Genomic DNA, 17,447 nt, shown 5'->3' with positions numbered 1-17,447 from the left:
ATGGCACTCAATAATGGCGCGGTATGACTTTTACTTCACCCGGCTGCTGTACGAGTCGGGTGACTGGGATGTGGATATCCGCATGCCCAGCAACGTGCTCAATTCGCTGGTCGAGTACACCACCTTGAAGGTGGACCCGGCCGAGCGGATGATCGCGCTGTCCGACCCGAAGGTGCTGGAAGCCCCGTTTTGTTATCTCGCCGGGCACAAGCTGGTGCAGTTCACGCCCGCCGAGCGCAAGAACTTCGAGCGCTACGTGCGCGGCGGCGGCTTTGTGTTCGTGGACGACTGCAACCACGACATCGACGGCTTGTTCGCGAAATCCTTCGAGGCCGAGATGGCGAAGATCTTCGGCGCCTCGGCGCTGCGCAAGATCCCGAACAACCACCCGGTGTATTCGAGCTTCTTCAAATTCGACGGCCCGCCCAACACCTCGGTGGAACTGAACGGCTGGGGCGACGACCTGGTGCACGAATACCTGAAGGCGATCGAGATCGGCGGGCGGGTACGCGTGCTGTACTCGAACAAGGATTACGGTTGCGAGTGGGATTACGATTTTCGAAATAAACGGTTTCTCGCGGTGGACAATACCCGCTTTGCGGTGAACATCATTCAATATGCGTTGGGAGCCTAAGTGGCGGAACATGATTCGGCAGTAGCCTGGAGCGAGGCGGAAGTCAGCGAACTGGTGGCAAAGGTAGGGGCGCTCAAGAGCAGCATGGCGCGTGTGATCATCGGCCAGGAAGCGGTGGTCGATTTGCTGGTGACCTGTTTGCTGGCCGGCGGCCACGCGCTGGTCGAAGGTGTGCCGGGCCTCGGCAAGACCTTGCTGGTGAAATCGCTGGCGCAAGCGACCGACATGCAGTTCCGCCGGGTGCAGTTCACGCCCGACCTGATGCCCTCGGATATCGTCGGCACCGAGATCCTGGAAGAAGACGCGGCCACGCGCCAGCGTTCGTTCCGTTTTCAACCGGGTCCCGTGTTCACGCAGGTGCTGCTGGCAGACGAGATCAACCGCGCGCCACCGAAAACCCAGTCGGCGCTGCTGGAAGCGATGCAGGAACGGTCCGTCACCTTTGCCGGCCAGACCCACACCCTGCCACGCCCCTTCTTTGTGCTGGCGACGCAAAACCCGATCGAACAAAGCGGCACCTATCCGCTGCCCGAAGCCCAGCTCGACCGCTTCCTGCTGCGCATCGACGTCGTCTATCCGAGCGAAGACGAAGAAGTCGCGATGGTGGCAATGACGACGCAGTCGCACCTGCAGGACGCCGAGCCGGCCATGGATGTACAGAGTCTGTTACGCCTGCAGCAGCTGGTGCGCGACATCGCCATCGGCGAACACCTGCTGCGCTATGCCACCCGCCTGGTGCGCGCGACGCGCCCGCAAGAGACGACGGTGGCGGCGGTGAAAAAGCACGTCGGCTGGGGCGCGGGTCCGCGTGCCGGCCAGGCGCTGGTGCTGGCGGCCAAGGCGCGCGCGCTGATGGCAGGACGCCTCGCCGTCACGCGCGACGACATCGCGGCGATGCTGCTGCCGGTGCTGGCGCACCGCGTGCTGCGCAATTTCGAGGCCGAAGCCGATGGCGTCGCCATGGCCGATATCCTGCAGGCGATCCGCACCGAGATCCGGGTCGATTAATTGGCCCACGTTAGTTCTGCGCTGATCGCGCACACGACCGACCTCGAACTCGTCATTCGCCACGTGCTGGCGGGACTGGGGCAGGGCGTGCACGCCGGCCGCGAGCGCGGGTCCGGCGTCGAATTCTCCGAGTACCGCGCCTATGCGCCGGGCGACGAGTGGCGCCGCGTCGACTGGAAGCTGCTGGCGCGCGCCGACCGTTACTATGTGCGCGAGGCTGAACGCGACAGCCACGTGGCGGTCTGGCTGCTGCTCGACGCCAGCGCCTCGATGGCGGAACCGAGCCGCAGCATTGCCGGCCTCGACAAGTTAAGTTATGCGCGCACGCTGCTGGCCTGCATCGGCGCGATCGCGCAGCGCCAGGGCGATGCCTTCGGGCTGGCGGTCTTGTCCGGCGGCCGCGTGCAATTCGTACCGGCCGCGCGCGGACCGCGCCAGTTGCAGCGGGTGCTGGCGAAACTGGCGCAGGTGCAGGCCGAGGGCGACTTGCCCGATGCGGATTTGCTGCGCTCCAGCCTGCGCTTTACGGGCTCGCCTTCACTGATCTTTGCCGCCACCGATTTCCTCGATTGGCCCTCGGCGCTGTCGCAAGCGCTGGTGCGCCTGCGCCACATGCGCCACGACGTGCGCGCTGTCTGCCTGCAGACCGAGGCCGAAGCTACGGGCAGTTTCGACAGCAGCCCCGCTTATCGCGACCCGGAGCGTGAGGGCGGCGTCTTCCGCTTCGGCGCCGACCTGCGCGAAGGCTACCTGCGCAACCGCGCACAGCATTTTGACACCGTCAGCGCCGCCTTGCGCGCGAGCGACGTGCAGCTCGCACAGGCCCGCATCGAGCAAGCGCCGGGAGAGCTGCTGCGCCAGTGGCTGCGCCAGGGAGGCCGCCGATGAACAGCCTGTGGTGGCTGGCGCTGCCGACCCTGCTGCTGCCGGTCTGGTGGCACCGCAAGAAGCGCGTGCAAGTCAAGGCCGAGCCGCTGGCCAGCGCGCGCTTCCTGCCGCGCACCGAGCCGCGGCAGATGCGGGTCTGGCGCTGGGCCGACGTCACTCTGTTGATCGTGCGCTGCCTGCTGCTGGCCTGCGCGATCGCCTGGCTGGCCGACCCGGTGTTCCCGTGGCGCGGCGATACGGTGGTTGTCGCCCACGGCAGCGACGCGCAGTGGATCGAACGCGAAATCAAGGCGGCAGGCTACGGCGCGGCCGCGCGCGAGGCGCTGCCCGCGCACACGGCGCTGGCCTGGATCGGCGCCCACGAACGCGAATTCACACCCGAGGCGCGCCTGCTGGTGCTGGGCGATATTCCGATGCCGGCCGGCCTGCCGCAATTTCGCCGTCCGGTCGTGCTGCGTACGCTGGCAAAGCCCGCGCCGCGCACCGAGGCGCACGTCGCCATCGTCAGCGAGCGGGCGCAGGAATGGCGCCGCATGTTCGCTGCGCTCGACGGACCCTTGCGCGTCGCGATCGACGCTGCACCGGGACCGCAGACCGAATTGATTGTCTGGGACCGCCCCGGCGCGCCGCCGCCATCGATGCGTGCGCCGCTGTGGTGGTCTACCGACGCCGGCGCGTTTACCGAACTGGCGCAATCGAAAGCGGTCGGCGGCATCCGTTATGCCGACGGCGTGCGCGGGCGCATCTGGGCTTCGAACGCCTGGCCACCAAGCGATCCCGCGGCGGCACGCGCATTGCTGGAAACCTGGCGCGAACTGCATTACGCACCGGTCCCGTACACCGCGCCCTCCATGACGTTCACCAGGACAAACGCACCCGCGCCCGCCTACGCCAGCGGCGCAGTGCGCGGCTTCCTGCTGTGGGCGCTGGTCGCCCTGTTTGCTATCGAGAGGATCCTGACCCATGCACGGCGACGCTGACATCGCGCAGCGCCTGTGGCGTGCGGCTTTACTGCGGCGCCTGCCGCTGTGGATACTGGGCACGCTGCCCTGGCTGGCGCTGCGCCTGCTGCCCGGCCTGCTGGCCTGGGGCGCCTGGTGCATGTGGGATGCGGCGCGCCTGCGCCAGCAGGTCGCACGCGGCTGGAGCGGCTGGCTCGATGCGGCGGTGCCCGGCATGGAAGACAGCAGCGCGCTGCTGCTTGAAGCGGACACGCCGCTGGCGCGCATGCAGCGTCAGCGCCTGCTGGCGCGCCTGGATACCGCGCTCGACAAGCCGGCCGTGCGCCGCACCGTGCATCCGCACGTCGGTACTGGCTTCATGTGGCTGCTGCCCTGGCTGGCGCTGGCGGCAACGGTCTGGTTCTTCGGCCAGAAGCCGGCAGCGACGGCGCAGGCGGCTGTGCCGGCCATAAATGCGGCCAGGGCGCCCATTGTGCCGCAGCTGACCGTGACCGCCACGCCGCCAGCCTATACCGGCGCCGCCGGCAGCAGCGGTGCGCCGCGCGACATCGCCCTGCCCGAAGGCGGCCAGTTGCGCTGGTGCCTGAAGAACCCCGCGGCCGGCGCGACCACGCTGGAACTGAGCGACGGCCGCAGCTTGACGGTGAACGACCGGTGCGCGACCCTGGTCGCCACCGAATCGCTGTTCTGGCGCTGGCGCGGCACACGCTACACGATCAAGGTGACGCCGGATGCGGCGCCGACCATCACCATCTCGCAGCCGGCGCAGATAATCCAAGAGTTGAAGACGGAGGCGACAACGGCCGCGATGGCGCTCAGCGTTCAGGACGACTACCGCGTCCAGCGCGCCACCCTGCACCTGACGCTGGCGCGCGGCAGCGGCGAAAACATCAAGTTCACCGACCGCGAAATGCCGCTGCCGGCCTCGAATAATCCGCGCCTGCGCAACTGGGCAAAAACCTGGACGCTCGCCGAACTCGGCATGGAGCCGGGCGACGAACTGTATTTCTTCGTGCGCGCGGCCGACAACGCGGCGCGTCCGCACACGGTGCAGTCGCCCACCTACACGCTGCGCCTGCCGGCGCCGGAAGCCGAGGACAGCGAAGAGACGGCGGCCATGCCGATGCTGGTCAAGCCGCAAAGCCTGCGCAGCCAGCGCCAGATCATCATCGATACCGAGCAGCTGATCGCCGACATGAAATCCACGCGCATGAGTGCGGAATCGGTGCGCGAACGCAGCGAATCGATCGCGCTCGACCAGGGCCAGCTGCGCCGCCGCTACGGCCAGTTCCTGGGCGAAGAGTCCAGCCTGTTCGGCGGCGAAGAACACGAGGAGCATGCGGAGGAAAGCGGCAAGATGGACGTGTTGCACCAGTTCGGCCACGCCCACGACGAAGCGGAAAACGCGACCCTGTACGACGAGGGCACCAAGAAAATCCTGCGCCGCGCGCTGGTCGCGATGTGGGATGCCGAAAAGGCGCTGCGCGCGATCACGCCGAAGAGCGCGCTGGCGCCGGAATACAAAGCCCTGGAGGCGATCAAGGAACTGCAGCAGGCCGACCGCATCTACCTGCACAAGACCGCCTTCGTGCCGCCGCCGATCAGGGAAGAGATCCGCATGACGGGCGACGTGGTCGGCGCCGCCAGTTATGCGCGCGAGCAGGGCGGCAACGAGGAAGCGATACCGGTGGCGCTGCGCGAACTGGTGGCAGCGCTCTCCGGCGACGCCGCGCTGCCGGCCTTGTGGACGCGCACTGCCCACGACTGGGTGCGTGAACGGTTAACGGACGACGAACAGCGCCTGGCAGCCCAGCGCGCGATCCAGGACGTGCTCGACGGCTGCGGACGCTGCCGTCCAGCCTTGCGCGCCTGGCTGCGCGCCGGCGTCAAGGAGGCGCCGGTGCTGCTGCAGGCGCAGCCGGTGACTACGACCCCCTTTACACGCGGCTGGCGCGAAGGAGCGAAACAATGACCCCAGCCATTGTCTTGATCGGCGCGGCCAGTGTCCTCCTCTATCTGCGCCGCCGCCGCTGGATCGAGGCGCTGCTGGCACTGGCCGCCACCGCGGCGCTGGCGCTGCTCGCATTGGATATTACAATGCCGGGTGGCGCCGGCGCCACGCTGGCGCTCGATGCCCGCAATCCGCCGGCCGCGCTCGACGGTGTGCGCAGCCTGACGCTGCGGGGCGATGGCTTGCGCGCGGCGCAATGGCAGGATTTGCCGGCGCGTCCGCTGGCCTGGACCGCACCTGTCGGCGCCACCCTGCACCTGGACTTCCCGCGCCGGATGGCGCTGGGCCGCCTGTTCTCCTTGAGCGTGCGCCGCGCCGACCAGGCGCCGGCGCGCCTGCAACTGCTGGCCGAGAATGGCCAGCTGTTGGCGGAGGCGCGCGGCGCCGGCGACCTGAGCGTGTCCTGGCTGCCGCCGCTGGCCGAGACCTTGCTGCTTCGGGCGCGCCTGCTGGACGCCAAGAACCAACTGCTGGCTGAAGGCCCGATTCCAGTCGTCATCGGCGAGACCCGCCCCTTGTCCGTGCGCGGACGTTTCAGCGCGCCTTCGTTCGACGTGCGCGTGCTGAACGATGTCCTGACCCAGAGCCGCGCCCTGGTCGACTGGCAGGTCACGCTCGGCAAGACCGTCACCCGCAGCGAAAGCGCGCGCGAGAAGATCGACCAGCCCGACTTGCTGGTGATCGACGCCGCCTGGTTCGAACGGGCCGCGGCGCCGGCGCGCGCGGCCCTGCTGGAGCAGGTAAGGGGAGGCGCGGCGCTGCTGGTGCTGGCGGCGAACGCGAACGATGCCGGCGTCTGGTCGCGCAGCGTGCAGCTGCCCTTGCAGGCGCAGGATGCCGACCGACGCAGCGGCGGTCCGTTGCCGCTGCCGGTGGCGCCTTTGATCCCCGCCACGCGCCAGGCCGGCGCCTGGAGCGGCAACGAGGCGGGCGTCTGGGCGCGCCAGTGGGGGCAGGGCCGCATCGGCTGGCTCGGCGTGGCCGACTGGCACCGCCTGGCGATCAGCGAGCCGCGCGCGCTGGCGCTGTGGTGGCAGGACGTGCTTGATACGGTGCGCGTCGAGCGTGCGCAAGCCGTGCAGTGGCTGGCGCCGCGCGAGATGCCGCTGCCCGGCCAGCGGCTCGAGCTCTGCGCGTTCGGCGTGCGCGGCAAGGTGCGCTTCCCGGACCTGGGGCAGACGCTCGACTGGCAACGCCGCGTCGAGCGCGTGGATGCTTCCTGCGTGGCCGTCTGGCCGCGCGCGCCGGGCTGGCTGCGCATGGAAACGCAGGGAACGACGGCGCAATCCAAACCGGTGAGCGCCGAGGTCTATGTGTACGCCGCCACCGACTGGCCGCTGTGGCAAGCCGCCGAGCGCCGCGCCGCAACCGCGCGCTATGCGGCGCGCACGCCGGTGGCGCCAGCGCCGGCACAGCGGCCAATCCCGCAATGGCCGTTCGCCGTGCTGTTCGCGCTGGCCATGCTGGGCTTGTGGTGGCGCGAGCGGCGCTGACGAGGCGCGTGAAAGGCAGGAGACGCACGATCGACGCAACGAAAAAACCGCAACCCGGCAGAGCCGCACCGGCGCCTTTCAAGCTTTTCCTCGCTGGATGCCTGATCATCGCGATGGCCATGTCAATGGGCTACTTTACGTTGACAGGGGCGATCGACAAAATGACGTCGCCATCCTGGCCAGGGACCCAGGCCCGGGTCTTGAGCAGCGACCTGAACAGGCAGGTCAAATCGGGTGCGTGGTGCATGCAGGTGCGTTACCAATACCTTGTCGATCACCAGACCTTCGTTTCCAGCCGCTTGTCGCCAATGAGCAAAGTCGCCTGCTACCGCGGCAAACAGGTCGCCGCTGCCGTGTTCGAGCGGGTGCAGCCGGGCGCCATAATCGCCATTCGCTACGATCCGGTCCATCCCGCGAAAGCGATCGTTTATCTGGATGCCCTGGATTTCGCGGATGTCTTGCTGGTCGGATTGATGCTGGCGCTGCTGCCGGCCGGCATCTGGTGCGTCAGGCATGCAGCGGCAAGCATCCGGCGGTGAGACGCTGCTGGGGTCTGACCTGACTCAGGTGTTTACGAAGTTCCGAGTGTGGCTGAACGCGTGGGCGGCATCCAGGCAGCAGGCACGCATGCGCCGACGTGGAGCCGCCCACCTTACGGGTCTGCGCAATCCTAGAACGCGTACTCCGCACGCGCATACATGGTGCGCCCGTTGATCCCGAATGGGCAGGTCTCCCAGCAATGCGTAAAGCCCATCTGCGGGAAGGGCGCGGCGCGGGTCGTGTCCCAGCGTGTCGGGTAGCGGTCGAAGATGTTGTCGACGCCGGCGGCCAGGCTCAGGCTGCGCGTAAAGCGGTAGCGCAGCGCCAGGTCGACCAGCCATTTCGCTTCCCAGGTCTGAACGAAGGGTGCGGTAAATCCCTGGCCTTGGACTTCGCCGTAGTAATTCGCGCGCAGGTTGGCGCCCCAGGCGCCGCGCGCGTAATCGGCTGCGACCACGTGGTGCTGGCGCGGCTGGCCGCGTTCGATCAGCGTCATTTGGGCATCGTCGAACAGCTGGGCGCCGCTCAGCACCGGCGAGGATGACCGGCGCGCCTTGACCTCGGTGCGGTGCAGGCCGAGCTGCCCCGAGAGTGTCAGGGTGCCCGCGGCCAGGTTGCGCGTGGTGTGCTCGGCCACCACGTCCAGGCCGACCGTTTCGGTGTCGATCGCGTTGGTGAAGAACTGGGCCTGGCCCACGCGCAGCGGGTCGAGGATGGCGCGGATCGGACCGGCGCCTGCTTCCGGTGCGATGTTACTGGAAAAGACGATGCGATCGTCGATGTCGGTGCGGTAGACGTCGGCCGTCACCGAAAAATGCGAGACCGGACGCAGCACCATGCCGATGCTGGCGCTGCGCGAAGTCTCATCCTTGAGCGGGGCGATGCCGAAAGCCCGGGTGACGGCGCTGCCTTCGCGCGCGGTCAGGGTGTCGGTCAGCACGCCCGCATTGTTCAGGTTGGTCGATACCGAGCTATAAAACTTCTGCTGCACCGACGGCGCCCGGAAACCGGTCGAGGCGCTGGCGCGGATGCCGAAGGCGCGGGTCGGGTCGAAGCGGGCGATCAGTTTGCCCGTGGTGGTAGTGCCGAAGTCGGAATAGCGCTCGCGGCGCAGGGCCGAGCCCAGGGTCAGCTGCTCGCTCCATTTGTGTTCGAGGTCGATGTAGAAGGCGGTGTTGTGGCGCCCCTCGTAGACTTGCGTGGCCGGGGTATAGCCGGGAAAGCCTTGGATGCCGGCCTGCGCGATGCCGCCCAGCTGGTCGCGGATGACGATGGCGGGGTTGTTGGTGCGGCCATACTGGTACGACACCGGTTCGCCCGCCTCGATGCGGTAGCTGTCGCGCCGGTATTCGAAGCCGGTGGCGACGAAAATCGGCTGGCCGAGGAAGTGCAACTGGCCCTTGATGTCGGCGTTGAAGGTCGATTGCTGGAAGCCGAGCGTGCCGGTGTAGGCTTCACGCGGCGACTGGGCATTGATATCGCAAGGGCAGGTCGGCTCGTACCAGTAGCTGACGTTGATCGAATTGCGTTCGTTGAACACCAGTTCGCTGCGGCCGTGGTTGAAGCTGACATCGTACTTCCAGGTGTCGCTGAAGGCGCCGCGGTAGCCGAACGCCAATGAGGCGTCGCGCACGTCGGTGCGGATGTTGGGCAGGAAGCCGTCCGGATACACCGCCGGCACGTTGCGCGCATCCCCACGCGGGCGATAAAAGCCGGCGGCGTCGCCGCTGCGTTTCGAGGCGCCGCCGAACAAATACAGCTCGCCGCCACGCCCCGCCGGCAGCATGGCGTTGGCCCACAGGTAGGCGTCGCGCGCCAGGCTGTCGCCGATGCGCTGGGTGACGCGCGGCGGGTTCACGCGCAGGGTGTCGACGCCGGCGCGGTTGGTTTCGCCGCGGCGTCGGCCCTCCACCGCCAGGCTCAGGAAGCCGCCGTCCGCGCCCAGCGCGAAGCCGTTGTAGGCACTGGCGCCATAGGTGTCGCCATCGCCTTCACTGGTAGTGGCGGCGCTGGCGCTGGCCAGGCCCTTGCCGGCGCCTTCCTTCAGCACGATGTTGATGACGCCGGCGATCGCATCGGACCCGTACTGGGCGGCGGCGCCGTCGCGCAGCACCTCGATGCGGCTGATGGCCGACATCGGGATGGCATTGATGTCGGTGCCGGCCGAGCCGCGCCCGACCGTTTGCTGGACGTTGACCAGCGCCTGCTGGTGGCGGCGCTTGCCGTTGACCAGCACCAGCAACTGGTCGGGGCCAAGGCCGCGCAGGGTGGCGGGGCGGATGATGTCGGTGCCGTCGCTGATGAACGTCGTGGAAAAATTGAACGAGGGGTCGAGTTCCTGCAGCGCCTTGCCCAGTTCCAGCGTGCCGGTCGAGGCCAGGTCCTTGGCGCTCACCAGGCCGACCGGCACCGCCGTGTCGAGCGCCGAACGGGCGGCGCCGCGCGAACCGACAACCACGACCTGTTGCGCGGCCTCCTCGTCGCCAGGGGCCGTCTGCGCCTGCGCCTGCGGAAAGGCCGCCAGCAGCGCAGCGGTGAGCAAGGTCGGTTGCAGGGTCTTGTGCATCATCGTGATTCCCGTTGAAGAGTGTCAGTGATTGACGAATCTTGCCGGGGCTAACTATTCCGAACTTGCGTTGGAACAATGCTGGCGGGAGAACAGTGTTTCGTGGCTTATCCGTGTATCGCACTGGCAACACGACCTGCGCCTAAGCGGCGCTTCAGATGCCGAAGGCTTTCAGGCCGGCGTCGAGCAGCACTTCCAGCGGATTGTTTTTTTGCCGGTCGGGGCCGGCATTGCGCGGGACTTCCTCGTACAGGTACCAGGCAGCGTCGCCTGCGAACCTGTCGTGCAGCAGCGCCTGCCTGCCGCGCAGGTAGGGCAGGAAGGGTTCGGCGCGCACGGTGGCGTAGCTGGCGCCAGCGCTGAACCCCAGGGTGGCATCCTGGCTGATCGTTCTCCCGCCCGCCGCCTGCTCCAGCCTCACACCGCGCCGGCCATGCAGCACCAGCGTTGCCGGACCCTCGAAGGCCAGATAGCGCAGTTGCAGCGTCAGCCAGGCATGCAGGGTGCCGAGGCGCCAGTGGCTGCGGATGACCGGCCGCTGTCCGCGCTTGCAGATCAGCCCGACCAGGGCGCGCGGCTGCAGCACGACCGCCTCGCCGGCGCCGATCTCGAGCAGCGCGACTTCCTCGAGCGGGTCGACCGTGGACGACACGACAATCTCGGCCGCCTGCGTGGCACGCAGTTGACTGAGCATCCACAGGTGCGCGGCGATGCTGGTGAACGGGTGCCGCCAGTCGAACAGGAGCGCGGTGCTGACGGCGACACCCGCCGGCTAGCTCTGGCAGTATTCGGGCCGGATCAGCAGCGCGTGGCCGGGCGCCAGGCACACGCGCTGCGACACGGCGGAGCGGAAGGCAGCGTGCGTGGCGCACTGCGTCGCGGGCGCGCCAGGGACGATCACGAGCGGCGGCCGGCGCGCGGCGAGCGGCGCCAGCACGAAATAAAACAGGGTGCGGATGGCGGCCGGGACCAGCCACCATGCGGCCAGCACGCCGAACGCAACGGGCAGCACTGGCCGCACGGCCAGCCAGGCCTGCCAGGCGGCGCTGTGCGCTTCCAGCTGTTCGGCCTCGAGAAGCCGCGCGCGCAGCGGTGCCAGCGCCATGCCAAGGCGCGCCTCGTCGACCTGGAAGGCGGTTACCATTCCCGGCGCCGGGAACCTGACGATCAACCCCTGCTGCGCCAGGAAGGCCCCGTGCGCCCTGTCGGTGGCGCCGCGCAAGCGCCGCACCTGCCCGTCGAGGTCGCGCAGTTGCCAGTACGACGGGGTGACGGGGATCCTTGCGCGCAGGCCTGCGGCATCCGCGAAGGCTGCGCGTTGCCGCAGCGCGTCCTGGTAAGCTGCATAGGCGCGCACGTGCGCCAGGCGGCGCTGTTCGAGTCGATCGAGTGCGGCGGCGCGGTTGGCCAGGGCATCGACGCGCCCGCGCAGGAGCAGCAGGTGTGCCCGCTGCTGGCGCCGCAGTTCGATGTCGATGTCGCGCATGGCGGCCTGGCGCAACTGCTGCGGTAGCGGTGCGCCACCCTGCAACGCGGCGGAGAGGAGCGTCGTCTCCTCGCGCTGCCGTTGCAGGCCGGCGATCTCCTGGTCGAGCACGCGGATCTGCGCATCGAGCTGGCCCACGCCGGCGCCGGACAGTTGCCTGGCCTGGCCGGCCAGCGCCTGCGCCAGCGCCGCCTGGTGGTTGCCGGCATCGGCCCAGGCCGTGCGCAGTGCCGGGAGTTCGCCGACGATGCGCTGGATATGCCGCCACTCGCCGCGCAGCCAGCCGCCCGCCGCGAGAACGAGCACGATCGCCGCAAACAGCATCAGGTTGCGGCGCAGGGTGTGGAGCAGCGTGAGGAGGAGTCGGCCCATTCGTCGCGATCAGTGTGCCGGCAATGTTACAGGCAATATAAGCGCAAGGAGACAGCCGGGCTTATTCATGCTGGTCGCGCATCCACTCCTTGAGGCCCTCGACCCATTTTTTCGCCGGCAGGTTCAGGCGCCGCTTGATAGCGCCGGTGCGTTCGTACAATTCCGAAAAATCGAGTTGCGGCGCATTTTTAAAGGCGATGACGACGATGTTCGCGTCATGCACCTCGGGCAGCCAGACGACGGCGTCGAACACTTCGGTCATCGCCGCCAGGTTCTTGTCGTAGTTGCCGAATTCTCCGAACACGTTGGCGGTCATGATGCCGTCCGGGCGCAGGCAGTCGCAGCAGCCCTGGTAGAACGCGACTGAATCGAGCACCGGGCCGCGCGCGTCCTGGTCGTACAGATCGACCTGCAGCGCGTCGACGGTGCCGTGGTTGCGCTTGTCGAGGACGAAGTCGAGCGCATTCATCTCGCGTACCTGCAGGCGGGCGTCGTTCGGCGGCAGTTCGAACAGCGCGCGGCAAATCGCGATCACGTTCGGATTGAGTTCGATGGCGGTGACGCGCGCGTCGGGAAAGCGCCGGTAGCAGAACTTGGTGAGCGCCGCGCTGCCCAGGCCCAGCTGCACGATGTGCTGCGGAGCGTCCTGGAACAGCAGCCAGGCCATCATCATCTGCACGTATTCGAGTTCGATCGCGTCGGGGCGAGAGAGGCGCATCGCGCCTTGCTCCCATGAGGTGCCGAGGTGCAGCGAGCGCACGCCCTCGAATTCGGTGACGGTGGCCGGCGGGTGGCCGGGCTGACTGAAGCGGAGGTCTGGCGAGGAGGAGTTATCGGGCATGGTCGGCGGCGCAGGTAAGGGGCGATCTTACCAGAGCCGGCGCCGTCCTCACGGCACGCCGTTGGCGCACCAGCTGCGGTAGCCCGGCCGTTCTGCCAGGCGCGCCAGGTAGGCGGCCACGTGGGGATAATCCGGACGCGCCATCGGCGTCATCGACCAGCGGTTAAGCGACAGACCGATGACGACGTCGGCCAGCGTGAAGCGCTCGCCCGCGACGTAGGCGCCGGTGGCGGCCAGGTGTGCGTCGAGGATGCCGACGTGGCGGTTCCAGTTGTCGATGCCGGCCGCGAGCTGCGCCGGGTCGGCATGGGCGGGACTGGCGCGCACCAGCGCCATGAAGGCGTAGCGCCAGGCGTTATTCAATTCGGTGGCTTGCCAGTCCATCCACTGCTCGACCCGGGCGCGCTCGCGCGCATCGTGCGGGAGCAGGGCGCCTTCCGCTTCGCTGCCCGCTTTGCGCGCGCACAGATAGCGGCAGATCGCATTCGATTCCCACAGCACGAAGCCGTCGTCGATCAGCACCGGCACCATCCGGTTCGGGTTGAGCGGCGCGTGTTCATCGCGCCAATTCTCGCGTGTGAACGGCAGGTCTAGTTCGACGCAGGTCCACAGGACCTTGCGCACGTTGATCGAGGTCGGTTTGCCGATAATCGTCAGCATGTCGGTTCTTTAAGTGGGCGTCAGCGCCGGCAGGATCATGGTGACTGCCAAGCCGCCGCCGTCGCGGTTCGACAGCAAAATACGCCCCCCATGTGCTTCGGCGATTTCGCGCGCCAGCGCCAGGCCCAGGCCGGTGCCGCTGCGCTTGGTCGAATAAAAGGGGACCAGGGCGTTCGTCAGCACCGCCTCGCTCATGCCGCTGCCGCGGTCGAGCACCTCGATGCGCAGCAGGTCTTGCGTGCGCTGCACCTTCATTTCCACCGCCTCGGGCGCGGAACCGGATTCGTGCGCGTTTTTTAAAAGGTTGAGCAGGGCTTGCTCGAGCTGGGCCTGGTCCAGCAGCGCCGCTTCCGGCGGCAGATCGCCGTCGAGCCGGAACGTCACTTGCGAAGCAAGGCGCGCGATAAAACCCGGCCAGTCGAGGCGCTCGAGGCGCGGCGTCGGCAGCTTGGCGAAGCGCGCGTAGCCGAGAATGAAACTTTCTAAATGGCGCGTGCGTTCGCCGATGGTTTCCAGGATCTGCGGCAGGCGTTCGGTCTGGCCGCGCCGCACCAGCTCGGCGCCAGAGTGGGCCAGCGAAGCCAGCGGCGCGAGGGAATTGTTCAATTCGTGGCTGATCACGCGGATGACTTTTTTCCAGGTCTGCACTTCCTGGCGCCGCAGTTCGGCCGTCAGCTGGCGCAGCAGCAGCAGTTCGTGCTTGCGCCCGTTCAGGCTGAAACTGCTGCGCGCCAGGTGGTAGACCTGCTCGTCCTCACCTTCGCCAGCCGTGAACAGGCCGTCGCCGCCGCGCGCCAGCGCTTCTCCCAGCGCCGGCGAGGATTGCGCCAGCAGGGTGTCGAGCGCGTGGCCCTCGAGCTTGCGGCCATCCGCCAGCAGCTGGCGCGCGGCCAGGTTGGCGTAGACGACGGCGCCGGCGCAGGGACGATGAGGCACGTCGGCCACCAGCAGCATCGCCACCGGGGTGTTTTGCACCATGGTGTCGAGCAGCAGTTCGCGCTGCACCAGGTCGCGCCGCTGCTCGCGCAGTACGTTGCCGAGTTCGTTGTGGGCGCGGATCAGGTCGGCCAGCTCGTCGTCCTGCGGCCAGTGCAGGCTGAACGAAAAGTCACCGTCGCGGTAGCTGGTGACGGTGCCCTCCAATGCGCGGAACAGCGACAGGATCGGCTGCACCTGCGAGCGCACGGTGATGATCGCGACCGGGATCACGCAGGCCAGGCACAGCGCCGCCGCCAGCAGCGGCCGGCCAGGCAGGACGTGGTCGAGCGCGAGGGCGATGATGATGCCGACCGTGAGCAGGGTGCCGACCAGGGCGGAAAAGCGGGTGACGAGAGACAGGCGCATCGCGGTAGTTTTATGTGCGGGCGATACCGAGGCGCTCCATGCGCCGGTACAAGGCCTGGCGCGACAATCCCAGTTCGGCGGCCGCCTGCGAGACCACGCCGCCGGCGCGCGCCAGGGCGGCGGCGATGGTGTCGCGGTCGAGCTCGGCCTCGGGCGCTTGCGGCTGCGGCTGCACCGCCGCTGCCGGCAACCCCAGGTCGGGCGCGCGGATCGTGTCGCCCTGCGCCAGCAGGTTGGCGCGCGCCATCACGTTTTTGAGTTCGCGCACATTGCCGGGCCAGGCGTGCGCCTGCAGCGCGGCTTCGGCGTCGGCATTGAGGCGCTTGCCGGGCGCGAGGAAATTCAGGGCCAGCGGCAGGATGTCGCCCGGCCGTGCACTCAGTGGCGGCAGGCGCAGTTCGATCACGTTCAAGCGGTAAAACAGGTCTTCGCGGAAGGTACCGGCGCGGATCATCGCGGACAGATCGGCATTCGTGGCGCTGATCACCCGCACTTTTACCTGCCGCTCGCGGTTCGAGCCGAGGCGCTCGAAGCGGCCCGTCTCCAGCACGCGCAGCAGTTTCATTTGCCCGGCCGGCGGCAAATTCCCGATCTCGTCGAGGAACAGGGTGCCGCCATCGGCCGCCTCGAATTTGCCTTCGCGTGCGCGCGAGGCGCCGGTGTAGGCGCCGGCGTCGGCGCCGAACAGCTCGGCCTCGATCAGTTCCGAGGGCAGGGCGCCGCAATTGAGAACCACGAAGGGGCCGCTTGCCACCTGCGAATTGGCCTGGATGATCTCGGCGATGCGCTCTTTACCGGTACCGTTCGGGCCCGTGATCAGCACGGGCACGTCGGCGCGCGCGACCTGGCAAGCCAGTTGCAGCACGCGTTCGGTGGCCGGGTCGGCCCAGACCAGGCCGCGCAGATCGTAGTGCTGTTCCAGCTCGCGTTTTTCACGCCGTTCGCGGCCGACGCGCTGTGCCAGCGCGCGGTTGGCCTGGCCGAGTTCCACCAGGTTCGTCACGGTCGCCAGCAGGCGCGCGTCGTTCCAGGGTTTCGGCAGGTAGTCGGCGGCGCCCGCTTTGACCAGGTCGACCGCCGCGTCGAGATGGGTCCAGGCGGTGAGCAGGATCACGGGCAGGTCTGGATACAGGCTGCGGATCCGGCGGAACAGCGCCACCCCTTCCTCGCCCGAGGTCGTGTCCGCCGTAAAATTCATGTCCTGGATCACCAGGTCGACCGGGGCGCGCGCCAGCACGGCCAGCCCCTCCTCGGGCGAGGCCGCATGCAGCGCCGCGATGTCGTGCAGGGAGAACAGCACGTCGAGGGCGAGGCCGACGGCGGCGTTGTCGTCAATGATGAGTACAGTAGGCATGATCGCTAGAATAGCATTGTTTTATTGCCAATAGGCAAGCTCGGCTTCGTGATCATGCACTCCGTGTCGCCAGCGCCGGCGAAATGCTGGCCGCCCGCCAGGCCGGCCCGTACACCGCGATCACGCCCAGCGCCCAGAACACCACGCCGCCGCCGATCAGGTATTCGAGCGGCAGGCGCGCCATTTCCAGCTTACTGACCAGCAGCTGGTTCAGCGCCACGCCCAGCAGCACCCCGCCGAACACGCCGGCGCTGGTGATCATGAAATTCTCGGTGACGAAATAGCGCAGGATATCGCGCTTCTTCGCCCCCAGCGCGCGGCGCACGCCGATCTGCTTGCGGCGCTGCGTGACCCACAGGCTGGCCATGCCGACGATGCCGCTGGCGGTGATCAACAACAGCAGCACGCTGACGGTGACCAGCATCCACGACAGCGCCACGTCGGCGCGGTAGCGGTCCTTGCGGTGCTGCTCAAACGTGATCGATTCGAGGATGACCGGCGTCGGCGACGCGCGGCGCAGTGCCGCCTCGACGTCGCGGATCACGCGCTCGCGCTGGCCGGCTTCGGCGCGCACCGTGTAGGTGGCGCCGGGATAGCCGCCGTAATGACGCATCGGCGCAATGGTGGAGTATTCGCCGCGTTCGGTGACTTGCCCGCTCTGGGTCTGCAGGCGTTCGACCACGCCGACCACGCGCACCTCGATCGCATCCTCGCCGGTACCGAAGTACATGGTCTTGCCGGTTGCCGGCAAGCCCGGCCACATCTTCTCGGCCAGGGCCTTGGTGAGGATCACGTGGCGCGGGTTGACGTCGGTGTTGGAATCGATGTCCATGTATTCGCCCGGCAGGAAGTCGCGCCCTTCGACCAGTTTCAGGCCCCAGGTCTTCACCAGCGAATCGGGCGAAAAGTAGAACGAGGCCGGCGCCGTTTCGTCGACCTGCTTGCGGTCGACCGCCACGCTGTTGTTCCAGCCCGATTGCGACAGCGGGATCTGGTTGACGTTGGCCGCCGAGACCACGCCCGGTACGGCGCGGATGACGTCGGCTTCGCGTTTTTGCGTGGCCAGCTGCTGCTCGGGACCTCCGGCGGTGAGATTGCGCACGCTGATCGAAAACACGGCCTGCTCGTCGGCGACGCCGCTCGGGCGGTTGACGACGGCGCGCCGCTCGCCGACGATGTGCAGCGCGTTGGCCAGGATCGCCAGGCTCAGCGCCACCTGCAGGGCGACCAGGATGGCGCCGGTCTTGTTGCGCAGGAGCGCGGACAGGATGGGACGGATTTCCATATG

15 protein-coding genes are annotated in these 17,447 nt (G+C 68.0%); 7 read left to right on the top strand and 8 right to left on the bottom strand.

Annotated elements, in window-relative coordinates; translation table 11 throughout:
• The first annotated feature begins 13 nt into the window (after positions 1 to 13).
• From IFT60_RS14690 to IFT60_RS14660, 7 genes are read left to right on the top strand one after another with little or no spacing between them, the layout of a single operon-like run.
• Positions 14 to 634, top strand: a complete 621-nt coding sequence (locus tag IFT60_RS14690; protein WP_192052760.1) for a DUF4159 domain-containing protein — start codon at positions 14 to 16, stop codon at positions 632 to 634.
• Positions 635 to 1,642 carry an AAA family ATPase gene (locus IFT60_RS14685; protein WP_192052758.1) on the top strand — a complete coding sequence of 336 codons (1,008 nt, stop codon included), beginning with the start codon at positions 635 to 637 and terminating at the stop codon, positions 1,640 to 1,642.
• Positions 1,643 to 2,530, top strand: coding sequence for a DUF58 domain-containing protein (locus tag IFT60_RS14680; protein WP_192052756.1), 888 nt, complete (start codon positions 1,643 to 1,645; stop codon positions 2,528 to 2,530).
• Positions 2,527 to 3,510, top strand: a complete 984-nt coding sequence (locus IFT60_RS14675) for a BatA domain-containing protein (protein ID WP_192052754.1) — start codon at positions 2,527 to 2,529, stop codon at positions 3,508 to 3,510. The genes IFT60_RS14680 and IFT60_RS14675 overlap by 4 nt, the downstream gene beginning before the upstream one ends.
• A complete protein-coding gene (locus IFT60_RS14670; RefSeq protein ID WP_192052752.1) occupies positions 3,494 to 5,464 on the top strand; it encodes a DUF4175 family protein in 1,971 nt (656 codons plus the stop codon). The genes IFT60_RS14675 and IFT60_RS14670 overlap by 17 nt, the downstream gene beginning before the upstream one ends.
• Positions 5,461 to 6,996: a hypothetical protein gene (locus IFT60_RS14665; protein WP_192052750.1), complete on the top strand. Its 1,536-nt coding sequence runs from the start codon at positions 5,461 to 5,463 to the stop codon at positions 6,994 to 6,996. Before IFT60_RS14670 ends, IFT60_RS14665 begins: the two co-directional genes overlap by 4 nt.
• 8 nt (positions 6,997 to 7,004) lie before the next feature.
• Entirely contained in the window at positions 7,005 to 7,535 is a 531-nt protein-coding gene (locus IFT60_RS14660) for a DUF3592 domain-containing protein (RefSeq protein ID WP_192052748.1), read from the top strand.
• Positions 7,536 to 7,666: 131 nt separating this feature from the next.
• Here IFT60_RS14660 and IFT60_RS14655 read toward each other — a convergent pair whose 3' ends face one another.
• The 8 genes from IFT60_RS14655 to IFT60_RS14620 form a co-directional block, all read right to left on the bottom strand.
• On the bottom strand, positions 7,667 to 10,105 hold the full coding sequence (locus IFT60_RS14655) for a TonB-dependent receptor plug domain-containing protein (RefSeq protein ID WP_192052746.1): 2,439 nt from the start codon (positions 10,103 to 10,105) through the stop codon (positions 7,667 to 7,669).
• A gap of 151 nt (positions 10,106 to 10,256) precedes the next feature.
• A complete protein-coding gene (locus tag IFT60_RS14650) occupies positions 10,257 to 10,796 on the bottom strand; it encodes a hypothetical protein (protein ID WP_192052744.1) in 540 nt (179 codons plus the stop codon).
• Between the two features lie 78 nt (positions 10,797 to 10,874).
• Positions 10,875 to 11,960, bottom strand: coding sequence for a hypothetical protein (locus IFT60_RS14645; RefSeq protein ID WP_192052742.1), 1,086 nt, complete (start codon positions 11,958 to 11,960; stop codon positions 10,875 to 10,877).
• 61 nt (positions 11,961 to 12,021) lie between these two features.
• Positions 12,022 to 12,801, bottom strand: a complete 780-nt coding sequence (locus IFT60_RS14640) for a spermine/spermidine synthase domain-containing protein (RefSeq protein WP_192052740.1) — start codon at positions 12,799 to 12,801, stop codon at positions 12,022 to 12,024.
• 48 nt (positions 12,802 to 12,849) lie between these two features.
• Complete coding sequence (locus IFT60_RS14635; protein ID WP_192052738.1) at positions 12,850 to 13,461, bottom strand: glutathione S-transferase family protein; 612 nt, start codon at positions 13,459 to 13,461, stop codon at positions 12,850 to 12,852.
• A gap of 9 nt (positions 13,462 to 13,470) precedes the next feature.
• Entirely contained in the window at positions 13,471 to 14,805 is a 1,335-nt protein-coding gene (locus IFT60_RS14630; RefSeq protein WP_192052736.1) for a sensor histidine kinase, read from the bottom strand.
• A gap of 10 nt (positions 14,806 to 14,815) precedes the next feature.
• On the bottom strand, positions 14,816 to 16,159 hold the full coding sequence (locus IFT60_RS14625) for a sigma-54-dependent transcriptional regulator (protein WP_192052734.1): 1,344 nt from the start codon (positions 16,157 to 16,159) through the stop codon (positions 14,816 to 14,818).
• Positions 16,160 to 16,211: 52 nt separating this feature from the next.
• Entirely contained in the window at positions 16,212 to 17,444 is a 1,233-nt protein-coding gene (locus IFT60_RS14620; protein ID WP_192052732.1) for an ABC transporter permease, read from the bottom strand.
• Between the last annotated feature and the right edge of the window lie 3 nt (positions 17,445 to 17,447).

Origin of the sequence: Massilia sp. CFBP 13721, from assembly GCF_014842025.1 — a bacterium.
In the GTDB taxonomy this organism is placed as follows: domain Bacteria; phylum Pseudomonadota; class Gammaproteobacteria; order Burkholderiales; family Burkholderiaceae_D; genus Telluria.
The sequence above is the reverse complement of the archived record's forward strand: the minus strand, read 5'-3'. Positions and strand labels throughout refer to the sequence as shown.

What these genes read in the sequence shown, in the direction of transcription:
- IFT60_RS14650 (WP_192052744.1), bottom strand. Translation starts at nt 10,796, where the DNA reads ATGCTCAGTCAACTGCGTGCCACGCAGGCGGCCGAGATTGTCGTGTCG.
- IFT60_RS14670 (WP_192052752.1), top strand. Translation starts at nt 3,494, where the DNA reads ATGCACGGCGACGCTGACATCGCGCAGCGCCTGTGGCGTGCGGCTTTA.
- IFT60_RS14645 (WP_192052742.1), bottom strand. Translation starts at nt 11,960, where the DNA reads ATGGGCCGACTCCTCCTCACGCTGCTCCACACCCTGCGCCGCAACCTG.
- IFT60_RS14690 (WP_192052760.1), top strand. Translation starts at nt 14, where the DNA reads ATGGCGCGGTATGACTTTTACTTCACCCGGCTGCTGTACGAGTCGGGT.
- IFT60_RS14655 (WP_192052746.1), bottom strand. Translation starts at nt 10,105, where the DNA reads ATGATGCACAAGACCCTGCAACCGACCTTGCTCACCGCTGCGCTGCTG.
- IFT60_RS14640 (WP_192052740.1), bottom strand. Translation starts at nt 12,801, where the DNA reads ATGCCCGATAACTCCTCCTCGCCAGACCTCCGCTTCAGTCAGCCCGGC.
- IFT60_RS14625 (WP_192052734.1), bottom strand. Translation starts at nt 16,159, where the DNA reads ATGCCTACTGTACTCATCATTGACGACAACGCCGCCGTCGGCCTCGCC.
- IFT60_RS14620 (WP_192052732.1), bottom strand. Translation starts at nt 17,444, where the DNA reads ATGGAAATCCGTCCCATCCTGTCCGCGCTCCTGCGCAACAAGACCGGC.
- IFT60_RS14675 (WP_192052754.1), top strand. Translation starts at nt 2,527, where the DNA reads ATGAACAGCCTGTGGTGGCTGGCGCTGCCGACCCTGCTGCTGCCGGTC.
- IFT60_RS14635 (WP_192052738.1), bottom strand. Translation starts at nt 13,461, where the DNA reads ATGCTGACGATTATCGGCAAACCGACCTCGATCAACGTGCGCAAGGTC.
- IFT60_RS14665 (WP_192052750.1), top strand. Translation starts at nt 5,461, where the DNA reads ATGACCCCAGCCATTGTCTTGATCGGCGCGGCCAGTGTCCTCCTCTAT.
- IFT60_RS14630 (WP_192052736.1), bottom strand. Translation starts at nt 14,805, where the DNA reads ATGCGCCTGTCTCTCGTCACCCGCTTTTCCGCCCTGGTCGGCACCCTG.